Origin of the sequence: Streptomyces sp. NPDC051286, from assembly GCF_044455345.1 — a bacterium.
Lineage (GTDB): Bacteria > Actinomycetota > Actinomycetes > Streptomycetales > Streptomycetaceae > Streptomyces.
Map to the genome: position 1 here is coordinate 92,245 of NZ_JBITER010000004.1, position 15,657 is coordinate 107,901.

Consider the following 15,657-nt stretch of genomic DNA (forward strand, 5'->3'; position numbering starts at 1 on the left):
GGCCGGTCAGGGCGCGTCGGCCGATGTCCCGTCGGCGGGTTCGTCGTCAGCGGGTTCGTCAGCCAGTTCTTCGAGGACGCGCCAGATCTCCGCGGTGATCCGGGCGGCGGCCTCCGCATCACGTGCCGCGCACGCCTCGATCAGCCGGTCGTGCAGTCCGGCCGAGCCGTGCGCAGCGCTCTCCGTGCCGAACTGCCGCCATTCCAGGCGTCGGATCAGCGGCGTGTAACGCTCGACGGTGGCGGCGACGGCGCGATTGCCGCAGGCGGTGACGAGGACGTCGTGCAGCTCGTCGTCGGCGCGCAGCGCGCCCGCGACGTCACCGCCCCGCGTCGCTGCCCGGAAGCGGTCGTTCGCCGCGCGCATCGCGGTGATGTCCGCGTCGGTGAGCAGGGGTACGGCGGTGCGGGCGGCGAGTTCCTGCATGGCGCGTACGACGGCGGCAGCGTCGCGTACGTCACGCGGGACGAGCCGTGTCACCCGTGTATAGCTCTGCGGCTTGCTCTCGACGAGGCCTTCGCCGGTGAGCCGGGACAGGGCGTCGCGGACCGGGGCGCGGGAGAGTCCGAGCCGTTCGGCGAGGTCGGCGTCGCGCACGGACGCGCCGGGTGGGATCTCGCCACGGACGATGGCGTCGCGGATGGCCCCGTACGCGGTGTCCCGCAGCAGAGTCCGTTGGACGGGTCGGAGAGTCTCCATGAATTGACATGTTAGATGTCTGCGGCTGCGAGACTCAAGAGTTCAACCCCGGGGCCCGAAGTCCTGTGCTGTGCACAACGCCGGCGGCCTGCGGCGGGCGCCTGCCCCGGCGTTCCGCTTTACCACTCCTTTGCGGGCACCGCCACGGTGAAAGCACACTCGAATGAGGCAACGCGTCCACGGCCGCATAAGCTCATCCCGGGCAACGCCGAAAAACGTTGCCCCGTTGTTTGCCCGGCAAGCTGAGGAAAGAGTGTGAGCAGGGTGTTTTCGCAGGTCAGCCGGACGACCAGGACTGCGAGGTAGGCGCAAGGTGCACATCGTCATCATGGGCTGCGGGCGAGTAGGAGCCGCTCTCGCGCAGACCCTGGAGCAGCAGGGGCACACAGTCGCCGTGATCGACCAGGACCCCACGGCGTTCCGACGCCTCGGGTCCGGATTCGGCGGACGGCGGGTCACCGGCGTCGGTTTCGACCAGGACACCCTCCGTGAGGCGGGGATCGAGGAAGCCGGTGCGTTCGCCGCGGTGAGCAGCGGCGACAACTCGAACATCATCGCCGCCCGGGTGGCCCGCGAGATGTTCGGCATCGAGAACGTCGCGGCGCGGATCTACGACCCGCGGCGCGCTGAGGTCTACCAGCGCCTCGGCATCCCCACGGTCGCCACCGTGCGCTGGACCGCGGACCAGATGCTGCGGCGGCTGCTGCCGTCGGGCGCCGAGCCGCTGTGGCGGGACCCGAGCGGTGGTGTCCAGCTCGCCGAGGTGCACACCACGCCGTCGTGGATCGGGCACAAGATCAGCACATTGCAGGAGGAGACGGGCGTCCGCGTGGCGTTCCTCACCCGACTGGGCGAAGCCATACTGCCTTCGTCGCAGACGGTGCTGCAGGAGGGCGACCTGGTCCACGTGATGATGCGAACGGACGAGGTCGCGAAGGTCGAGGCGGCCTTCGCCGAGGGTCCTGAGGAGGGCGGTCACTGATGCGTGTCGCGATTGCCGGGGCCGGCGCGGTGGGCCGTTCCATCGCGGGCGAGCTGCTGGAGAACGGCCACGAGGTGCTGCTCGTGGACAAGGCGCCGACCGCCATCTCGGTGGAGCGGGTGCCGATGGCCGAGTGGCTGCTCGCGGACGCCTGCGAGATCACCTCGCTGGACGAGGCGGCGCTCCAACGGTGCAATGTCGTGATCGCCGCGACCGGCGACGACAAGGTGAACCTGGTCGTCTCGCTGCTCGCCAAAACGGAGTACGGCGTGCCGCGGGTCGTCGCCCGGGTCAACAACCCGAAGAACGAGTGGCTGTTCAACGAGTCGTGGGGCGTCGATGTCGCGGTCTCCACGCCGCGTCTGATGTCCGCGCTGGTCGAGGAAGCGGTGAGCGTCGGCGATCTGGTCCGGTTGCTGCGCTTCAGCCACGGCGACGCCAACCTGGTCGAACTGACGCTGCCCCCGGAGTCGGCGCTGGCCGGTACCCAGGTCGGCGATGTGGCGTGGCCGGAGGACACCTCGCTGGTCACCATCATCCGCGGTACGCGGGTGCTGACGCCGAGCTCCGAGGAGACGCTGGAGGCCGGTGACGAGCTGCTGTTCGTGGCCGCCCAGGCGCGCGAGGAGCAGTTGGAGGACCTCCTCTCGGTGCGTCGAGAGGTCAGCGGCGACTGACGGCGCCGTCCCGTATTCCTTGACGCCGAAGGGGCCCGGAACCGTACGCAACGGTTCCGGGCCCCTTCTGCTGTTGCGGACCGGTCAGATCTCGTGGTGCCGGACGGCCGCGGCGGCTTCCGCCTTGCGGGCGTTCTCGGCCTGCTCCTCCGCCTCCATCTCGGCGAAGACGTCGATCGGCGGCGGCGCCTTCGCGAGGAAGACCCAGGTCAGATACACCGCAAGCAGGAACGGCGGGATCTTCAGGGCGACCAGGACCCAGCCGAGCTGCGCGGTGTCGGCCCACCAGTAGAGCGGGAAGAGGATCGCGCACTTGGCGAGCAGGATCAGCCCCCAGGCCCAGCTGGCCTTGGCGTACGCCTTCTTGCGGCCGGGGTTCCTGGTACGCCAGGAGAGGTTCTCCTTGAAGACCGGGCCCAGCATCAGGCCGATCAGCGGCACCCCTGCGAGGGTCGTGACGAGGTACGCGAGGGCCAGACCCAGCGTGTAGAGCATCCCCGGCAGGTAGAAGTCCTTGGCATTGCCCGTCATCATCGCGAAGACCACACCGAAGGCGACGCCGAAGACCCCGCTGAAGGCGTGCTTGACGGTGTCCCTGCGGATCAGCCGTACGGCGACGAGGAGCAGGGACACGGCCAGTGCCGCGATGGCCGAGGTGTGCAGGTCCTTGTTGATGGTGAAGACCGTGACGAAGAGCAGCCCGGGAAGGACTGTCTCCACCATCCCTCGGATGCCGCCGAATGCCTCGAAGAGGGCGGCTTCGGTGACCGCCTTGGCGTCGGCCTCCTGCTGGGCGGTCGGGTTGGTGCGGTCCGTGTCGGACGTCGGCTTGTCGAGAGACGTCACCGGCTACTCCTTGCCGAGCGGTCGGAGTTCGTATTTGGGGTTGAACAGCACCCGGCGCCCGTGACTCATGGCGATCCGGCCCGAGGCGATGAGCTTGCGGCCCGGCTCAATGCCCACGATGGAGCGCCGGCCCAGCCAGACCACGTCGAGCGGTGCGGTGCCGTCGAAGAGCTCCGCCTCCAGGGCGGGCACTCCGGCGCGCGGCCGCAGGGTGACGGTCCGCAACGTACCAGTCACCTTGACGATCTGGCGGTCGGTGCAGTCGGAGATCCGCGTGCAACCCGATGCCTGCGAGTCCTCCTGCAGCTCCTCCGACTCCAGGTCCTGCTGGGAGCTGGACAGCCGGTCGAGCATCCGGCGGAAGCGGCCGGACGGCCTCTCCGCCTTCTCGGGACGTGGAACAGCACTCATACCCGAAGGGTACCGGGCCACGGCGGTCCGGGCGGATATCCGTTCTTTCACTCGAACGGGGTATCCAGCAAGGCTCGTTCTTGATGCCCGTCCCGTACGCGCGGCGCGTCGGCCCCCGTCGATCCGGTGCGCTCGGACGTCAGCCGCGTTCGAAGCGGTAGCCCATGCCCGGCTCGGTGACGAAGTGCCGGGGGTGCGAGGGATCCGCCTCCAGCTTGCGCCGGAGCTGTGCCATGTAGACCCGGAGATAGTTGGTCTCGGTGCCGTACGAGGGCCCCCACACCTCCTGCAGCAGCTGCTTCTGGCTGACCAGCCGGCCGCTGTTGCGGACCAGGACCTCCAGCAGATGCCACTCGGTCGGGGTGAGCCGCACGTCGCGCCCCTCGCGGTGGACCTTCTTCGCCGCCAGATCCACGGTGAACCCCTCGGTCTCGACCATCACGACGTCGTCGGCACCGTCCTGGCCGACCGGCTCGGCCCGCCGTACCGAGGCACGCAGCCGGGCCAGCAGCTCGTCCATGCCGAACGGCTTGGTGACGTAGTCGTCGGCCCCGGCGTCCAGCGCCTCGACCTTCTCGTCGGAGGTGTGGCGGGCGGAGAGCACCAGGATCGGCACCCGGGTCCAGCCGCGCAGCCCCTTGATCACCTCGACGCCGTCCATGTCCGGCAGCCCGAGGTCGAGGACGACGACGTCGGGCTGGCGCGCGGCGGCGAGCTGCAGGGCGGTCGCACCGTCGGGCGCGGCGTCCACTTCGTACTTGCGCGCCTTCAGGTTGATCACGAGGGCGCGTACGATCTGCGGCTCGTCGTCGACCACAAGCACCCGGGTCATCGGGGACCTGCCTTTCTGCTGTACGGAACTGCTGACTGAGGCGTTACGAAGATTCATGAGGCGACCTGCGCCTGCAGGTCGGGGCCGACCGGAACGTATCCCGACACCGCTTTGAGCGTCAGGACCATGGTCATGCCACCGCCGGGGGTGTCCTCGGCTCCGAGGGTGCCGCCCATGGACTCCACGAAGCCGCGGGCGACGGCGAGTCCGAGGCCGACCCCGGAGCCGCGCGGGGCGTCGCCGTAACGCTGGAACGGCTCGAAGATCCGCTCCTTGCCCTCGTCGGGGACGCCGGGCCCGCGGTCGGCCACCCGTAGCTCGACCCGGGAGCCCAGCGCGCTGGCGGCCACCGTGACGCGTTCCCCGTCGGGGCTGTACTTGACGGCGTTCTCGACGATGTTGGCGACGGCCCGCTCCAGCAGCCCCGGGTCGACGGCGACCATCGGCAGCGACTCCGGGATGTCCAGGTCGACGCTGTCCTCCGGTACGCCTCCGAGCGCCATCGGGACCACCTCGTCGAGGTCGATCTCGCGGATCAGCGGGGTGACGGTGCCGGTCTGCAGCCGGGACATGTCGAGGAGGTTGCCGACCAGGTGGTCGAGGCGGTCGGCGCCGGCCTCGATGCCTTCCAGGAGCTCCGCCTGGTCCTCGTCGGACCAGGAGACGTCGTCGGAGCGCAGTGAGCTGACGGCGGCCTTGATGGCGGCCAGCGGGGTCCGCAGGTCATGGCTGACGGCTGCCAGCAGCGCGGTCCGTATCCGGTTGCCCTCGGCGAGCCGGCGGGCCTCCTCCGCCTCCCCGATCAGTCGCTGCCGGTCGAGTACGACGGCGGCCTGGGCGGCGAACGCGCCGAGCACGCGACGGTCCTCGGCGGGCAGCACCCGGCCGGACAGCGCGAGCGCCATGTGGTCGCCGACAGGCATGTCCGCATCGGCGTCCTCGGGGCGGGCGACCGGCCCGGGGCCGACGCTGCCCGCGCAGGTCCATGGGTCGACGTCGCTCTTCCGCTCCAGCAGCGCGACGGACTCCATCGCGAAAGTCTCGCGGACCCGCTCCAGCAGGGCGTCCAGCGTCGTCTCGCCGCGCAGGACGCTGCCCGCGAGGAACGAGAGAATCTCGGACTCGGCGCGCAGCCGGGCCGCCTGATGGGTACGGCGCGCCGCCAGATCGACGACGGAGGCCACCGCCACCGCGACCGCGAAGAAGATCACGATGGCGACGAAGTTCCTCGGATCCTGGACCGTCAGGGTGTGGGTCGGTGGGGTGAACCAGTAGTTCAGCAGCAGAGAGCCGACGGCCGCCGAGGCGAGGGCGGGCAGCAGCCCGCCGATCAGGGCTGCTGCGACGGTCAGGAAGAGGAAGAGCAGGACGTCGTTGGCGAGCCCCGGGCCGTTCTTCATGCCGGTCAGCAGCACCGTGAGGAGGGCCGGGCCGCCGACCCCGACCAGCCAGCCCCAGACGATGCGGGCCCGGCCCAGCCGGGCGCCGCGCGCGATCGGCAGTCCGCGGCCCTTGGCGACCTCTTCGTGCGTGACGATGTGGACATCGAGGTCGGGGCCGGACTCGCGGGCGACGGTGGCTCCGACGCCGGGTCCGTAGATGTACTGCCAGGCCTTGCGGCGGCTGGAGCCGAGCACGATCTGGGTGGCGTTGACACCACGGGCGAATTCGAGGAGCGCCGAGGGTATGTCGTCGCCGATGACGTGGTGGAACGTACCGCCGAGGTCCTCGACGAGGGTGCGCTGGACGGTGAGTTCCTTGGGCGACGCGGAGGTCAGTCCGTCGCTGCGGGCGATGTAGACGGCGAGGATCTCGCTGCCGGAGCCCTTGGCGGCCATACGGGCTGCGCGGCGGATGAGCGTACGACCCTCGGGGCCGCCGGTGAGTCCGACGACGATGCGTTCGCGGGCCTGCCAGGTGGAGCGGATGTTGTGTTCGCCGCGGTACGCCTGGAGGTACTCGTCGACCCGGTCGGCGACCCAGAGGAGGGCGAGCTCGCGCAGGGCGGTGAGGTTGCCCGGGCGGAAGTAGTTGGACAGGGACGCGTCGATCCGGTCCGGCTTGTAGATGTTGCCGTGGGCCATCCGGCGGCGCAGCGCCTGGGGCGACATGTCGACCAGTTCGAGCTGGTCGGCGCGGCGGACGACCTCGTCGGGGACGGTCTCGCGCTGCCGTACGCCCGTTATCGACTCGACGACGTCGCCGAGCGACTCCAGGTGCTGGATGTTGACGGTGGAGATGACGTCGATGCCGGCCTGGAGGAGTTCCTCGACATCCTGCCAGCGCTTGGCGTTGCGGGAGCCCGGCACATTGGTGTGGGCCAGCTCGTCCACCAGGGCGACGGCCGGGGCGCGTTCCAGGACCGCGTCGACGTCCATCTCGGTGAAGACGGCGGACCGGTACTCGATCTCGCGGCGCCGGATCTGTTCCAGGCCGTGCAGCATGACCTCGGTGCGCGGCCGGTCGTGGTGCTCCACGAACGCCACGACGCAGTCGGTGCCCCGCTCCACCCTGCGATGGGCCTCGGAGAGCATCGCGTACGTCTTGCCGACGCCTGGTGCCGCACCCAGGTAGATCCGAAGCTTGCCGCGTGCCATGGCCCCATTGTCTTTCAGAACGGCTGCGGCCGGTGCGGCAGCCGAACTCGAAGTTACCCCGAAGATTTACGGCAAAGGAGACATAGGGTCGGACAGAAGGCCGAATTGACAGAATTCTGATGCGTCGAACCAGGCAGATTGCGCATATTGCGAAAGCGAGCAACAAAGGTGCCCGGGACGAACCCGGGCACCCGTCTCCCCGGCCCCTACGCGTACTCGGCGATGTGCCCGTCGCTCAGCTCCAGCACCCGGTCCGCCAGTCCCAGCAACTGCGCATCGTGTGTCGCCACCAGCGCGGTCACCCCCTCGCTCCGTACCACCGCGCGCAACAGCTCCATCACGGCGAGCCCCGTCTCCGCGTCGAGCTGGCCCGTCGGTTCGTCCGCGATCAGCAGTGCGGGCCGGTTGGCGAGTGCGCGGGCGATGGCGACTCGCTGCTGCTGGCCGCCCGAGAGTTCTCCGGGCCGCTGCGCACCGTGGTCGCCGAGCCCGACCAGGGAGAGCAGCAGGGCCACCCGGTCCTCCCGCTCGCGCGGATCCGCCTTGCGCAGCCGCATCGGTACGCCGACGTTCTCCGCGGCGGTCAGGATCGGGATCAGACCGAACGACTGGAAGATGAAGCCGACCCGGTCCCGGCGCAGCTCCAGCAGGCCGTTCTCGCCGAGCTCGGAGAGGTCCGTGCCGTCGACGGTGATCCGGCCGCGGTCGGGGCTGTCGAGGCCGCCGACCAGGTTCAGCAGGGTGGTCTTGCCGGAGCCCGAGCGCCCCTTGAGTGCGACGAGCTCGCCACGCGGCACGTCGAAGGAGACCCCGCGCAGCGCGTGGACGGCGCCGGCGCCGGTTCCGTACGAGCGGTGCAGGTCCTCGACGCGGACCATCGGCCCGCGGGCCGGGTCCTCGGCGAGGGCCGTGCCGCCCTGTCCGCCGGTGCTCTTTCCGCCGATGCTGTCGGTCATGCGCTCCCCCATGCGTGGTCGGTCCTCGTCGGCCGCCAGTATGTGCATGAGGAACACGGCTGGGCAATGGCCTGGGCCCGGGCGGGTAAGGCGCCGGGCCGCAGTGGTCCCTCCAGTACGACCACGGCGACCCGGCACATCCGCCGACGAAGGGATCAGCCCCCGTTCACCAGCTCCTTGAGCGCGATGTTGAGCTGAAGGACGTTGACTCGCGGCTCGCCCACGAAGCCGAGAATCCGGCCGTCGGTGTGCTGCTTCACGAGCTTCTCGACCTGGTCGACGCCGAGGTGGTTCCGCTCGGCGACGCGGCGCACCTGGAGTTGCGCGTACGCCGGGGAGATGTCCGGGTCGAGACCGGACCCGGAGGAGGTGACGGCGTCGGCCGGCACGTCCGAGGGCTTGACAGGATGCCCGGGTACGGAGTTGTCCTTGACGACGGCGGCCTTGGCGTCCGTGACCCAGTCGATCAGATCCTTGTTGTCGCCGGACCGGTTGGTCGCGCCGGACAGGATCAGCTTGTACTGCGTGTTGACGCTGTTGGTGCCGAGGCCGTTGGACGGGCGCGGCTGGAACCACTTGAGGTCCGGGGCCGGGGTCTCCTGGCCCTTCTTCAGCGGCAGGTCGTAGCGCTGACCGATCAGTTCGGAGCCGACGACCTTGCCGTTCGCCGTGATCTCGGAGCCGTTCGCCCTCCCCGGGAAGAGGCCCTGGGCGACGCCGGTGACGGCGAGCGGGTAGATCACGCCGCAGACGATCGTGAGGACGAGCAGGGCGCGCAGCCCGGCCCAGAGCAGTCGAACGGTGTTTCCCGCGGAGTTGTTCATGGAGGTCATGGCGCGATCAGCCGATTCCGGGAATGAGGGAGAGGATCAGGTCGATGATCTTGATGCCGATGAACGGGGCGATCAGGCCGCCGAGTCCGTAGATCCCGAGGTTCCGCCGGAGCATCGAGTCGGCGCTGCTCGGCCGGTAGCGCACGCCCTTCAGGGCGAGCGGCACCAGCGCGATGATGATCAGTGCGTTGAAGACGACGGCGGACAGGATCGCGGACTCCGGCGAGGACAGCTGCATGATGTTCAGCCTGTCCAGGCCCGGGTAGACCACCGCGAACATCGCCGGGATGATCGCGAAGTACTTCGCGACGTCGTTGGCGATCGAGAAGGTGGTCAGCGCGCCGCGGGTGATCAGCAACTGCTTGCCGATCTCGACGATCTCGATAAGTTTCGTCGGGTTGGAGTCCAGGTCCACCATGTTCCCGGCCTCCTTGGCGGCCGAGGTACCGGTGTTCATGGCCACGCCGACATCGGCCTGGGCGAGCGCCGGCGCGTCGTTCGTGCCGTCACCGGTCATCGCGACGAGCTTGCCGCCGGCCTGCTCACGCTTGATGAGGGCCATCTTGTCCTCGGGCGTGGCCTCGGCGAGGAAGTCGTCGACGCCCGCCTCCTCGGCGATCGCCTTCGCGGTCAGCGGGTTGTCGCCGGTGATCATCACCGTACGGATACCCATCCGGCGCAGCTCGTCGAACCGCTCCCGCATCCCTTCCTTGACGACGTCCTTGAGGTGGATCACCCCGAGGATCCGGGCACCCCGCTCGTCGTCGACGGCGACCAGCAGCGGTGTACCGCCCGCCTGGGAGATCCGGTCGGTGAGCGTGCGGGCGTCCGGCGAGACGGTGCCGCCCTGCTCCTCGACCCAGGCGACGACCGAGCCGGTCGCACCCTTGCGGATCCTGCGTCCCTCGACGTCCACACCGGACATCCGGGTCTGTGCGGTGAAACCGACCCACTCGGCCCCGACGAGCTCACCCTGGTGGCGCTCGCGAAGCCCGTACGTCTCCTTCGCCAGGACGACGACGGAGCGGCCCTCCGGCGTCTCGTCGGCCAGCGAGGAGAGCTGGGCGGTGTCCGCCAGTTCGGCCTCCGTCACCCCCGTGACCGGGACGAACTCGGCGGCCTGCCGGTTGCCGAGCGTGATGGTGCCGGTCTTGTCGAGCAGCAGGGTCGACACATCGCCGGCGGCTTCGACGGCGCGTCCGGACATGGCGAGGACATTGCGCTGGACGAGGCGGTCCATGCCGGCGATGCCGATCGCGGAGAGCAGCGCGCCGATGGTGGTCGGGATGAGGCAGACCAGCAGCGCGGCCAGCACGATCAACGACTGGCGCCGGCCCGCGTAGACGGCGAACGGCTGCAGGTTGACGACGGCCAGCAGGAAGACGATGGTGAGGGACGCGAGCAGGATGTTCAGCGCGATCTCGTTGGGCGTCTTCTGCCGGGCCGCGCCCTCGACCAGGTTGATCATCCGGTCGATGAAGGTCTCACCGGGCTTGGTGGTGATCTTGATGACGATGCGGTCGGAGAGCACCTTCGTACCACCGGTGACGGCCGAGCGGTCGCCGCCCGACTCCCGGATGACCGGTGCCGACTCCCCCGTGATGGCGGACTCGTCGACGCTGGCGACGCCCTCGACGACATCACCGTCGCCGGGGACGATGTCACCGGCCTCGCAGACCACCAGGTCACCGACACGCAGATCGGTGCCGGGTACGCGCTCCTCGTTCTTCCCGACGAGCCGGCGCGCGACCGTGTCGGTCTTGGCCTTGCGCAGCGTGTCAGCCTGCGCCTTGCCGCGGCCCTCGGCGACCGCCTCCGCCAGGTTGGCGAAGATCGTCGTGAGCCAGAGCCACGCGGCGATCGTCCAGCCGAACCAGTCGGTCGGGTCCAGGGCGGCGAGGACGGTGGTGAGCACCGAACCGACCAGGACCACGAACATCACCGGCGACTTGACCATCACCCGCGGATCGAGCTTGCGGACCGCGTCGGGGAAGGACTTGAGCAGCTGCTTGGGGTCGAACAGCCCCGCGCCGACGCGTCCCTCGGTCCGGTGACCGGTGGGGGCGTCCTGGTGCGGTGCCAGGTCCTTGGTGACAGTGGACATCGCGTCCTCATGCATCGATTCGTCGTGTTGCGTCGGTGTGGTGGTCATGACGCCAGCCCTTCGGCCAGCGGCCCCAGCGCCAGGGCCGGGAAGTAGGTCAGACCGGCGACGATCATGATCGTGCCGACCAGCAGCCCGCTGAAGAGCGGCTTGTGGGTGCCGAGCGTGCCGACGGTCGCCGGTACGGGCCGCTGCTCGGCGAGCGAGCCGGCCAGGGCCAGGACGAAGACCATGGGCAGGAACCGGCCCAGCAGCATCGCGAGCCCGATCGTGGTGTTGAACCACTGGGTGTCCGCGTTGAGCCCGGCGAATGCCGAACCGTTGTTGTTGGCGCCGGAGGTGTAGGCGTACAGGATCTCGGAGAAGCCGTGCGCACCGGAGTTGGTCATCGAGTGGACCGGAGTGGGCAGGGCCATCGCCGCCGCGGTGAAGCAGAGCACCAGTGCCGGGGTGATGAGGATGTAGCAGGCCGCGAGCTTGATCTCGCGGGTGCCGATCTTCTTGCCGAGGTACTCGGGCGTGCGGCCGACCATCAGGCCCGCGATGAACACCGCGATGATCGCCATGATCAGCATGCCGTAGAGGCCGGAGCCGGTACCACCGGGGGCGATCTCGCCGAGCTGCATGCCGAGCATGGTGATGCCGCCGCCGAGGCCGGTGAACGAGGAGTGGAAGGAGTTCACCGCTCCGGTCGAGGTGAGCGTCGTGGCCACGGCGAAGATCGACGATCCGCCGACCCCGAAGCGGGTCTCCTTGCCCTCCATCGCCCCGCCCGCGATGTCGAACGCGGGTCCGTGGTGGGCAAACTCGGTCCACATCATCAGCGCGGTGAAGCCGAGCCAGATGATGCCCATCGCCGCGAGGATCGCGTAGCCCTGCTTCAGCGAGCCGACCATCCGCCCGAAGGTGCGGGTCAGCGAGAACGGGATGACCAGGATCAGGAAGATCTCAAGGAGGTTGGAGAGCCCGTTGGGGTTCTCGAAGGGGTGCGCCGCATTGGCGTTGAAGTAACCGCCGCCGTTGGTGCCCAGCTCCTTGATGGCCTCCTGCGAGGCGACCGCACCGCCGTTCCACTGTTGCGAACCGCCCATGAACTGGCCGACCCCGTGAATGCCGGCGAAGTTCTGGATGGCGCCGCACGCCACGAGCACGAGCGCGGCAATCACGGCGATCGGCAGCAGGATCCGTATCGTGCCGCGCACCAGGTCGGACCAGAAGTTGCCGAGCTCACCGGTGCGGGAGCGGGCGAAGCCCCGTACGAGCGCCACCGCGACGGCGATGCCGACGGAGGCCGAGACGAAGTTCTGCACCGCGAGGCCGCCGGTCTGGACGACATGGCCCATGGCCTGCTCGCCGTAGTACGACTGCCAGTTGGTGTTCGCAACGAAGGAGGCCGCCGTGTTGAACGCCTGATCGGGGTCGATCGAGGAGAAGCCGAGCGAGCCGGGCAGGTTGCCCTGGAGCCGCTGCAGCAGGTACAGGAAGAGGACGCTCACCGCGGAGAACGCGAGGACGCCACGGAGATAGGCGGGCCAGCGCATCTCCGTGTCGGGGTTGGCGCCGATGACCTTGTAGATCCACTTCTCGACCCGGAGGTGCTTCTTCGAGGAGTAGACGCCGGCCATGTAGTCGCCGAGCGGACGGTAGGCCAGGCCCAGCGCCACGACGAGCGCGAGCAGCTGGAGCACACCAGCGAGGACGGGGCTCATATCGGGCTCAGAACCTCTCCGGGTACAGAAGGGCGAGGACGAGATAACCCAGCAGGGCGGCGGCCACGATCAGACCGACGATGTTCTCGGCAGTCACAGCTTCGCCACCCCCTTGGCGACGAGAGCCACCAGCGCGAAGACCGCGATCGTGGTGACGACGAAGGCCAGATCGGCCACCGTGTGCTCCTAGATGAGGTTCGAATTCTCGGACCTCCTGAGCAAACCCCGGTCCGAAGCCCCCGCGGCCTGCGTTGATGGCTTCCTTACGAGGAAGGGCCCGCCCTTGACGGCGCCCATACGTGCCCCATACGCGCCCCATACACGCGCCGCTGAGCGCGCTCCGCAGGCATGCAAAAGCCGGTGGGCCGCACCTCCCTCGAAGGGAAGTACGGCCCACCGGCCGAAGCTGTCACACGCCCCGGGAGGCGGTTCAGCGCACCTCGGTGATCTCGGGCCCGCGCTGGAGCTGGCCCATGCCACCGGAGAACTTCGAGCTCTCCTGGTCCTCCTGCTGCACACCCTCGGGCACCATCTGGGCATCGCTGGGGAGCTTGAGGACGATCGGGTCACGCGGGGCCATCGGACCCTCGCCACGGACGACCACGGTGTCCCGGAAGATCGTCTCCAGCAGCCCGGCGGCCTGCGGCTGCACGGCGCCCTGGCCGGAGATCACTCCGCGCAGGAACCAGCGCGGCCCGTCGACGCCGACGAAGCGCACCAGCTGCACGCCGTTCGTCCCGTCCGGAAGCTGCACGGGGACCTGTGCCCGCAGCTCCCAGCCCAGCGGGCCCTCGACCTCGTCGATGATCCCGCCCTGCTGGGTGATGCCGGTGGCGATCTCCTCGCGGACCTCGCCCCAGATGCCCTCCTTCTTGGGGGCGGCGAAGGCCTGCAGCTGGATCGCGCTGTCGCGCAGCACGACGGTGGCGGCGACGATCGCGTCACCGGCGACCTCGACGCGCAGCTCCATTCCGTCGACCCCGGGCACGAAGATGCCGCCCAGGTCGACCCGGCCCTCGCCGGGCTGGGAGACCTCGTCGATGTCCCACGGCCCGTCCGGCCGCGGCGCCGGCGGGAGATTCACCCGGCGCGCTCCGCCCTCGGCGGCGTCGGTGTCGTCGAGCTCGTCGACGACCTGCTCGGCCTCGCGCGCTTCGTCCGCCACGTCCTCGGCGGAACCACTCTTCTTGCGACGTCCGAACACGTCACTGTCCTTCCCGGTCGGGTACGACCGAAGCGTAGCTGTTCCCGCCCTGGGTGATCCCGCCCCTGACGCCGTCAACATCACCCGTGGCATGCCCTCCGGTGGAACCGAAGCCGCCCTCGCCCCTCGCCGAGCCGGGCAGTTCCGACACTTCGTGGAAGCGCACCTTCTCGACCTGCTGGACGACCAGTTGGGCAATCCGGTCGAACCTCTCGAACCGCACGGTCTCGCGCGGGTCGAGATTGATGACGATGACCTTGATCTCTCCACGGTACCCGGCATCAACCGTCCCCGGGGCATTGACGAGGGCGACTCCGCAGCGGGCCGCGAGGCCGGACCGCGGATGCACGAACGCGGCATACCCGTCGGGCAGCGCGATCGACACGCCGGTGGGCAGCATCGCGCGTTCGCCCGGGGCGAGCTCGGCGGCCTCGGTGGTCACCAGATCGACCCCGGCGTCGCCCGGGTGTCCGTATGCCGGAATCGGCACTTCCGGATCGACCCGGCGGAGCAGTACGTCGACGGGACGGCGCATCAGGGATTCACCTCAAAGGCACGGGCGCGCCTGACCTGGTCCGGGTCGGCCATCGCCGCCTGGATCTCGGCGGGGCGGCCGTTCTCGATGAAGTGGTCGACCTTGACCTCGATGAAGAGTGCCTCGGCGCGGACCGCGACGGGCCCGTCCGGGCCGCCGATCCGGCCGGTCGCCCGGGAGTAGATCTTCCGGCCGTGGACGGCGGTGACCTCGGCGTCCAGGTGCAGCACGGTGTCGACCGGCACGGGGCGGACGAAGTCGGTCTCCAGCCGCCCGGTCACCGCGATCACCCGCAGCAGCCAGTTCAGCGAGCCCAGCGTCTCGTCCAGCGCCGTGGTCAGGATGCCGCCGTGCGCCAGGCCCGGGGCGCCCTGGTGGGCGGCCTTCACCGTGAAGTCGGCGGTGACGCTGACACCCTCGCCGGCCCGCGCCTGGAGGTGCAGTCCGTGCGGCTGTCCTTCGCCGCAGCCGAAACAGTGTTCGTAGTGCGCACCGAGGAGCTCACCGGGGACCGGGGCGTCGGGATGCCGGACCGGTTTCACCGCGTCGGCCGGTGGCTGAAGAGCCGCAGATGTTCCACTCACAGGCGCAGACCTTACCCGCGCGGGTAGCCGCAGGTCGCGCCGTGCCAAGCTAGGGCTCATGCAGCCTTCCACCCCGCCTTTCGACGAACGCCTGACCGCACCCCGTTCGTGGTGGTTCATTGCCTTCCTGATGGGCATCGCCTGCGCCCTGATGCTGCTGCCGCTGGGCACCCTGCCGCTGCTGGCCGGCCTGGTCGGCGGCACCGCGCTGGCCTCGCTCACGGTCAGCTCGTACGGCTCCGCCCGGATCCGGGTGGTGGCGGGCGCCCTGGTCGCGGGTGACGCCCGGATCCCGGTGACGGCACTCGGCGAGGCGGAAGTGCTGGAGGGAGAGGAGGCGCGCGCCTGGCGCACGTACAAGGCGGACACCCGGGCCTTCATGCTGCAGCGCAGCTATATCCAGACGGCGGTGCGGGTGGAGGTCACCGACCCGGAGGACCCGACTCCGTACGTCTATCTGTCGACCCGCGAGCCGCAGGCCCTGGTGGCAGCGCTCGCGGCGGTACGGGCCGCATAGCCGTTTCGCGCCTCTGGGGGCCGCCGGGCGGTTCTTACGGCCTCCCTCACGACAGGGAGTGGATCGGCGAGCGGCGTCGTGCGGCTTCGGTGGCAAGGCGGAGGACGGGGTCGACGCGGAGGGGGCACCTCCCACGCCCTTAAGGCTGTGGGGGAGTCGGTGACCGACGAC

Annotated in this window: 16 protein-coding genes; 3 read left to right on the forward strand and 13 right to left on the reverse strand. The window is 69.6% G+C overall.

The window, feature by feature from the left end:
• Window positions 1-6: 6 nt before the first annotated feature.
• Window positions 7-699, reverse strand: a complete 693-nt coding sequence (locus ACIBB8_RS06430; RefSeq protein WP_398949290.1) for a GntR family transcriptional regulator — start codon at window positions 697-699, stop codon at window positions 7-9.
• A gap of 313 nt (window positions 700-1,012) precedes the next feature.
• Here ACIBB8_RS06430 and ACIBB8_RS06435 point away from each other — a divergent pair, with 313 nt between their 5' ends.
• Both ACIBB8_RS06435 and ACIBB8_RS06440 read left to right on the forward strand, forming a co-directional pair.
• Window positions 1,013-1,681, forward strand: a complete 669-nt coding sequence (locus ACIBB8_RS06435; RefSeq protein ID WP_398949291.1) for a potassium channel family protein — start codon at window positions 1,013-1,015, stop codon at window positions 1,679-1,681.
• On the forward strand, window positions 1,681-2,358 hold the full coding sequence (locus ACIBB8_RS06440) for a potassium channel family protein (RefSeq protein ID WP_398949292.1): 678 nt from the start codon (window positions 1,681-1,683) through the stop codon (window positions 2,356-2,358). Before ACIBB8_RS06435 ends, ACIBB8_RS06440 begins: the two co-directional genes overlap by 1 nt.
• 84 nt (window positions 2,359-2,442) lie before the next feature.
• Here ACIBB8_RS06440 and ACIBB8_RS06445 read toward each other — a convergent pair whose 3' ends face one another.
• From ACIBB8_RS06445 to ACIBB8_RS06500, 12 genes are all read right to left on the reverse strand, one after another.
• Window positions 2,443-3,204, reverse strand: coding sequence for a DUF3159 domain-containing protein (locus tag ACIBB8_RS06445; RefSeq protein ID WP_398949293.1), 762 nt, complete (start codon window positions 3,202-3,204; stop codon window positions 2,443-2,445).
• Between the two features lie 3 nt (window positions 3,205-3,207).
• Complete coding sequence (locus ACIBB8_RS06450) at window positions 3,208-3,615, reverse strand: OB-fold nucleic acid binding domain-containing protein (protein ID WP_345514291.1); 408 nt, start codon at window positions 3,613-3,615, stop codon at window positions 3,208-3,210.
• A gap of 139 nt (window positions 3,616-3,754) precedes the next feature.
• On the reverse strand, window positions 3,755-4,447 hold the full coding sequence (locus ACIBB8_RS06455; protein ID WP_398949294.1) for a response regulator: 693 nt from the start codon (window positions 4,445-4,447) through the stop codon (window positions 3,755-3,757).
• A gap of 53 nt (window positions 4,448-4,500) precedes the next feature.
• Entirely contained in the window at window positions 4,501-7,044 is a 2,544-nt protein-coding gene (locus tag ACIBB8_RS06460) for an ATP-binding protein (RefSeq protein ID WP_398949295.1), read from the reverse strand.
• A gap of 206 nt (window positions 7,045-7,250) precedes the next feature.
• Complete coding sequence (locus ACIBB8_RS06465) at window positions 7,251-8,000, reverse strand: ABC transporter ATP-binding protein (protein WP_398949296.1); 750 nt, start codon at window positions 7,998-8,000, stop codon at window positions 7,251-7,253.
• A 155-nt stretch (window positions 8,001-8,155) separates the two neighbouring features.
• A complete protein-coding gene (locus tag ACIBB8_RS06470; RefSeq protein ID WP_358860405.1) occupies window positions 8,156-8,824 on the reverse strand; it encodes a potassium-transporting ATPase subunit C in 669 nt (222 codons plus the stop codon).
• A 16-nt stretch (window positions 8,825-8,840) separates the two neighbouring features.
• Window positions 8,841-10,985 carry a potassium-transporting ATPase subunit KdpB gene (gene kdpB / locus ACIBB8_RS06475; protein WP_398949298.1) on the reverse strand — a complete coding sequence of 715 codons (2,145 nt, stop codon included), beginning with the start codon at window positions 10,983-10,985 and terminating at the stop codon, window positions 8,841-8,843.
• Window positions 10,982-12,646 carry a potassium-transporting ATPase subunit KdpA gene (gene kdpA / locus ACIBB8_RS06480; RefSeq protein WP_398949300.1) on the reverse strand — a complete coding sequence of 555 codons (1,665 nt, stop codon included), beginning with the start codon at window positions 12,644-12,646 and terminating at the stop codon, window positions 10,982-10,984. Before kdpA ends, kdpB begins: the two co-directional genes overlap by 4 nt.
• A gap of 7 nt (window positions 12,647-12,653) precedes the next feature.
• The gene (gene kdpF, locus ACIBB8_RS06485) at window positions 12,654-12,743 is read right to left on the reverse strand and encodes a K(+)-transporting ATPase subunit F (protein ID WP_358860383.1); all 90 of its coding nucleotides are present in this window, start codon (window positions 12,741-12,743) and stop codon (window positions 12,654-12,656) included.
• 333 nt (window positions 12,744-13,076) lie between these two features.
• Window positions 13,077-13,850, reverse strand: coding sequence for a DUF3710 domain-containing protein (locus tag ACIBB8_RS06490; RefSeq protein ID WP_398949301.1), 774 nt, complete (start codon window positions 13,848-13,850; stop codon window positions 13,077-13,079).
• Window position 13,851: 1 nt separating this feature from the next.
• Window positions 13,852-14,385 carry a dUTP diphosphatase gene (gene dut / locus ACIBB8_RS06495; protein ID WP_358860385.1) on the reverse strand — a complete coding sequence of 178 codons (534 nt, stop codon included), beginning with the start codon at window positions 14,383-14,385 and terminating at the stop codon, window positions 13,852-13,854.
• Entirely contained in the window at window positions 14,385-14,969 is a 585-nt protein-coding gene (locus tag ACIBB8_RS06500; RefSeq protein ID WP_358860386.1) for a PaaI family thioesterase, read from the reverse strand. The genes dut and ACIBB8_RS06500 overlap by 1 nt, the downstream gene beginning before the upstream one ends.
• Before the next feature lie 58 nt (window positions 14,970-15,027).
• Here ACIBB8_RS06500 and ACIBB8_RS06505 point away from each other — a divergent pair, with 58 nt between their 5' ends.
• Window positions 15,028-15,486, forward strand: coding sequence for a DUF3093 domain-containing protein (locus tag ACIBB8_RS06505; RefSeq protein WP_398949302.1), 459 nt, complete (start codon window positions 15,028-15,030; stop codon window positions 15,484-15,486).
• Window positions 15,487-15,657: the final 171 nt, after the last annotated feature.

Coding starts and splice junctions, on each gene's coding strand:
- ACIBB8_RS06430 (WP_398949290.1), bottom strand. CDS start 699: ATGGAGACTCTCCGACCCGTCCAACGGACTCTGCTGCGGGACACCGCG.
- ACIBB8_RS06440 (WP_398949292.1), top strand. CDS start 1,681: ATGCGTGTCGCGATTGCCGGGGCCGGCGCGGTGGGCCGTTCCATCGCG.
- ACIBB8_RS06450 (WP_345514291.1), bottom strand. CDS start 3,615: ATGAGTGCTGTTCCACGTCCCGAGAAGGCGGAGAGGCCGTCCGGCCGC.
- ACIBB8_RS06455 (WP_398949294.1), bottom strand. CDS start 4,447: ATGACCCGGGTGCTTGTGGTCGACGACGAGCCGCAGATCGTACGCGCC.
- ACIBB8_RS06460 (WP_398949295.1), bottom strand. CDS start 7,044: ATGGCACGCGGCAAGCTTCGGATCTACCTGGGTGCGGCACCAGGCGTC.
- ACIBB8_RS06465 (WP_398949296.1), bottom strand. CDS start 8,000: ATGACCGACAGCATCGGCGGAAAGAGCACCGGCGGACAGGGCGGCACG.
- ACIBB8_RS06470 (WP_358860405.1), bottom strand. CDS start 8,824: ATGAACAACTCCGCGGGAAACACCGTTCGACTGCTCTGGGCCGGGCTG.
- kdpB (WP_398949298.1), bottom strand. CDS start 10,985: ATGACCACCACACCGACGCAACACGACGAATCGATGCATGAGGACGCG.
- kdpA (WP_398949300.1), bottom strand. CDS start 12,646: ATGAGCCCCGTCCTCGCTGGTGTGCTCCAGCTGCTCGCGCTCGTCGTG.
- dut (WP_358860385.1), bottom strand. CDS start 14,385: ATGCGCCGTCCCGTCGACGTACTGCTCCGCCGGGTCGATCCGGAAGTG.
- ACIBB8_RS06505 (WP_398949302.1), top strand. CDS start 15,028: ATGCAGCCTTCCACCCCGCCTTTCGACGAACGCCTGACCGCACCCCGT.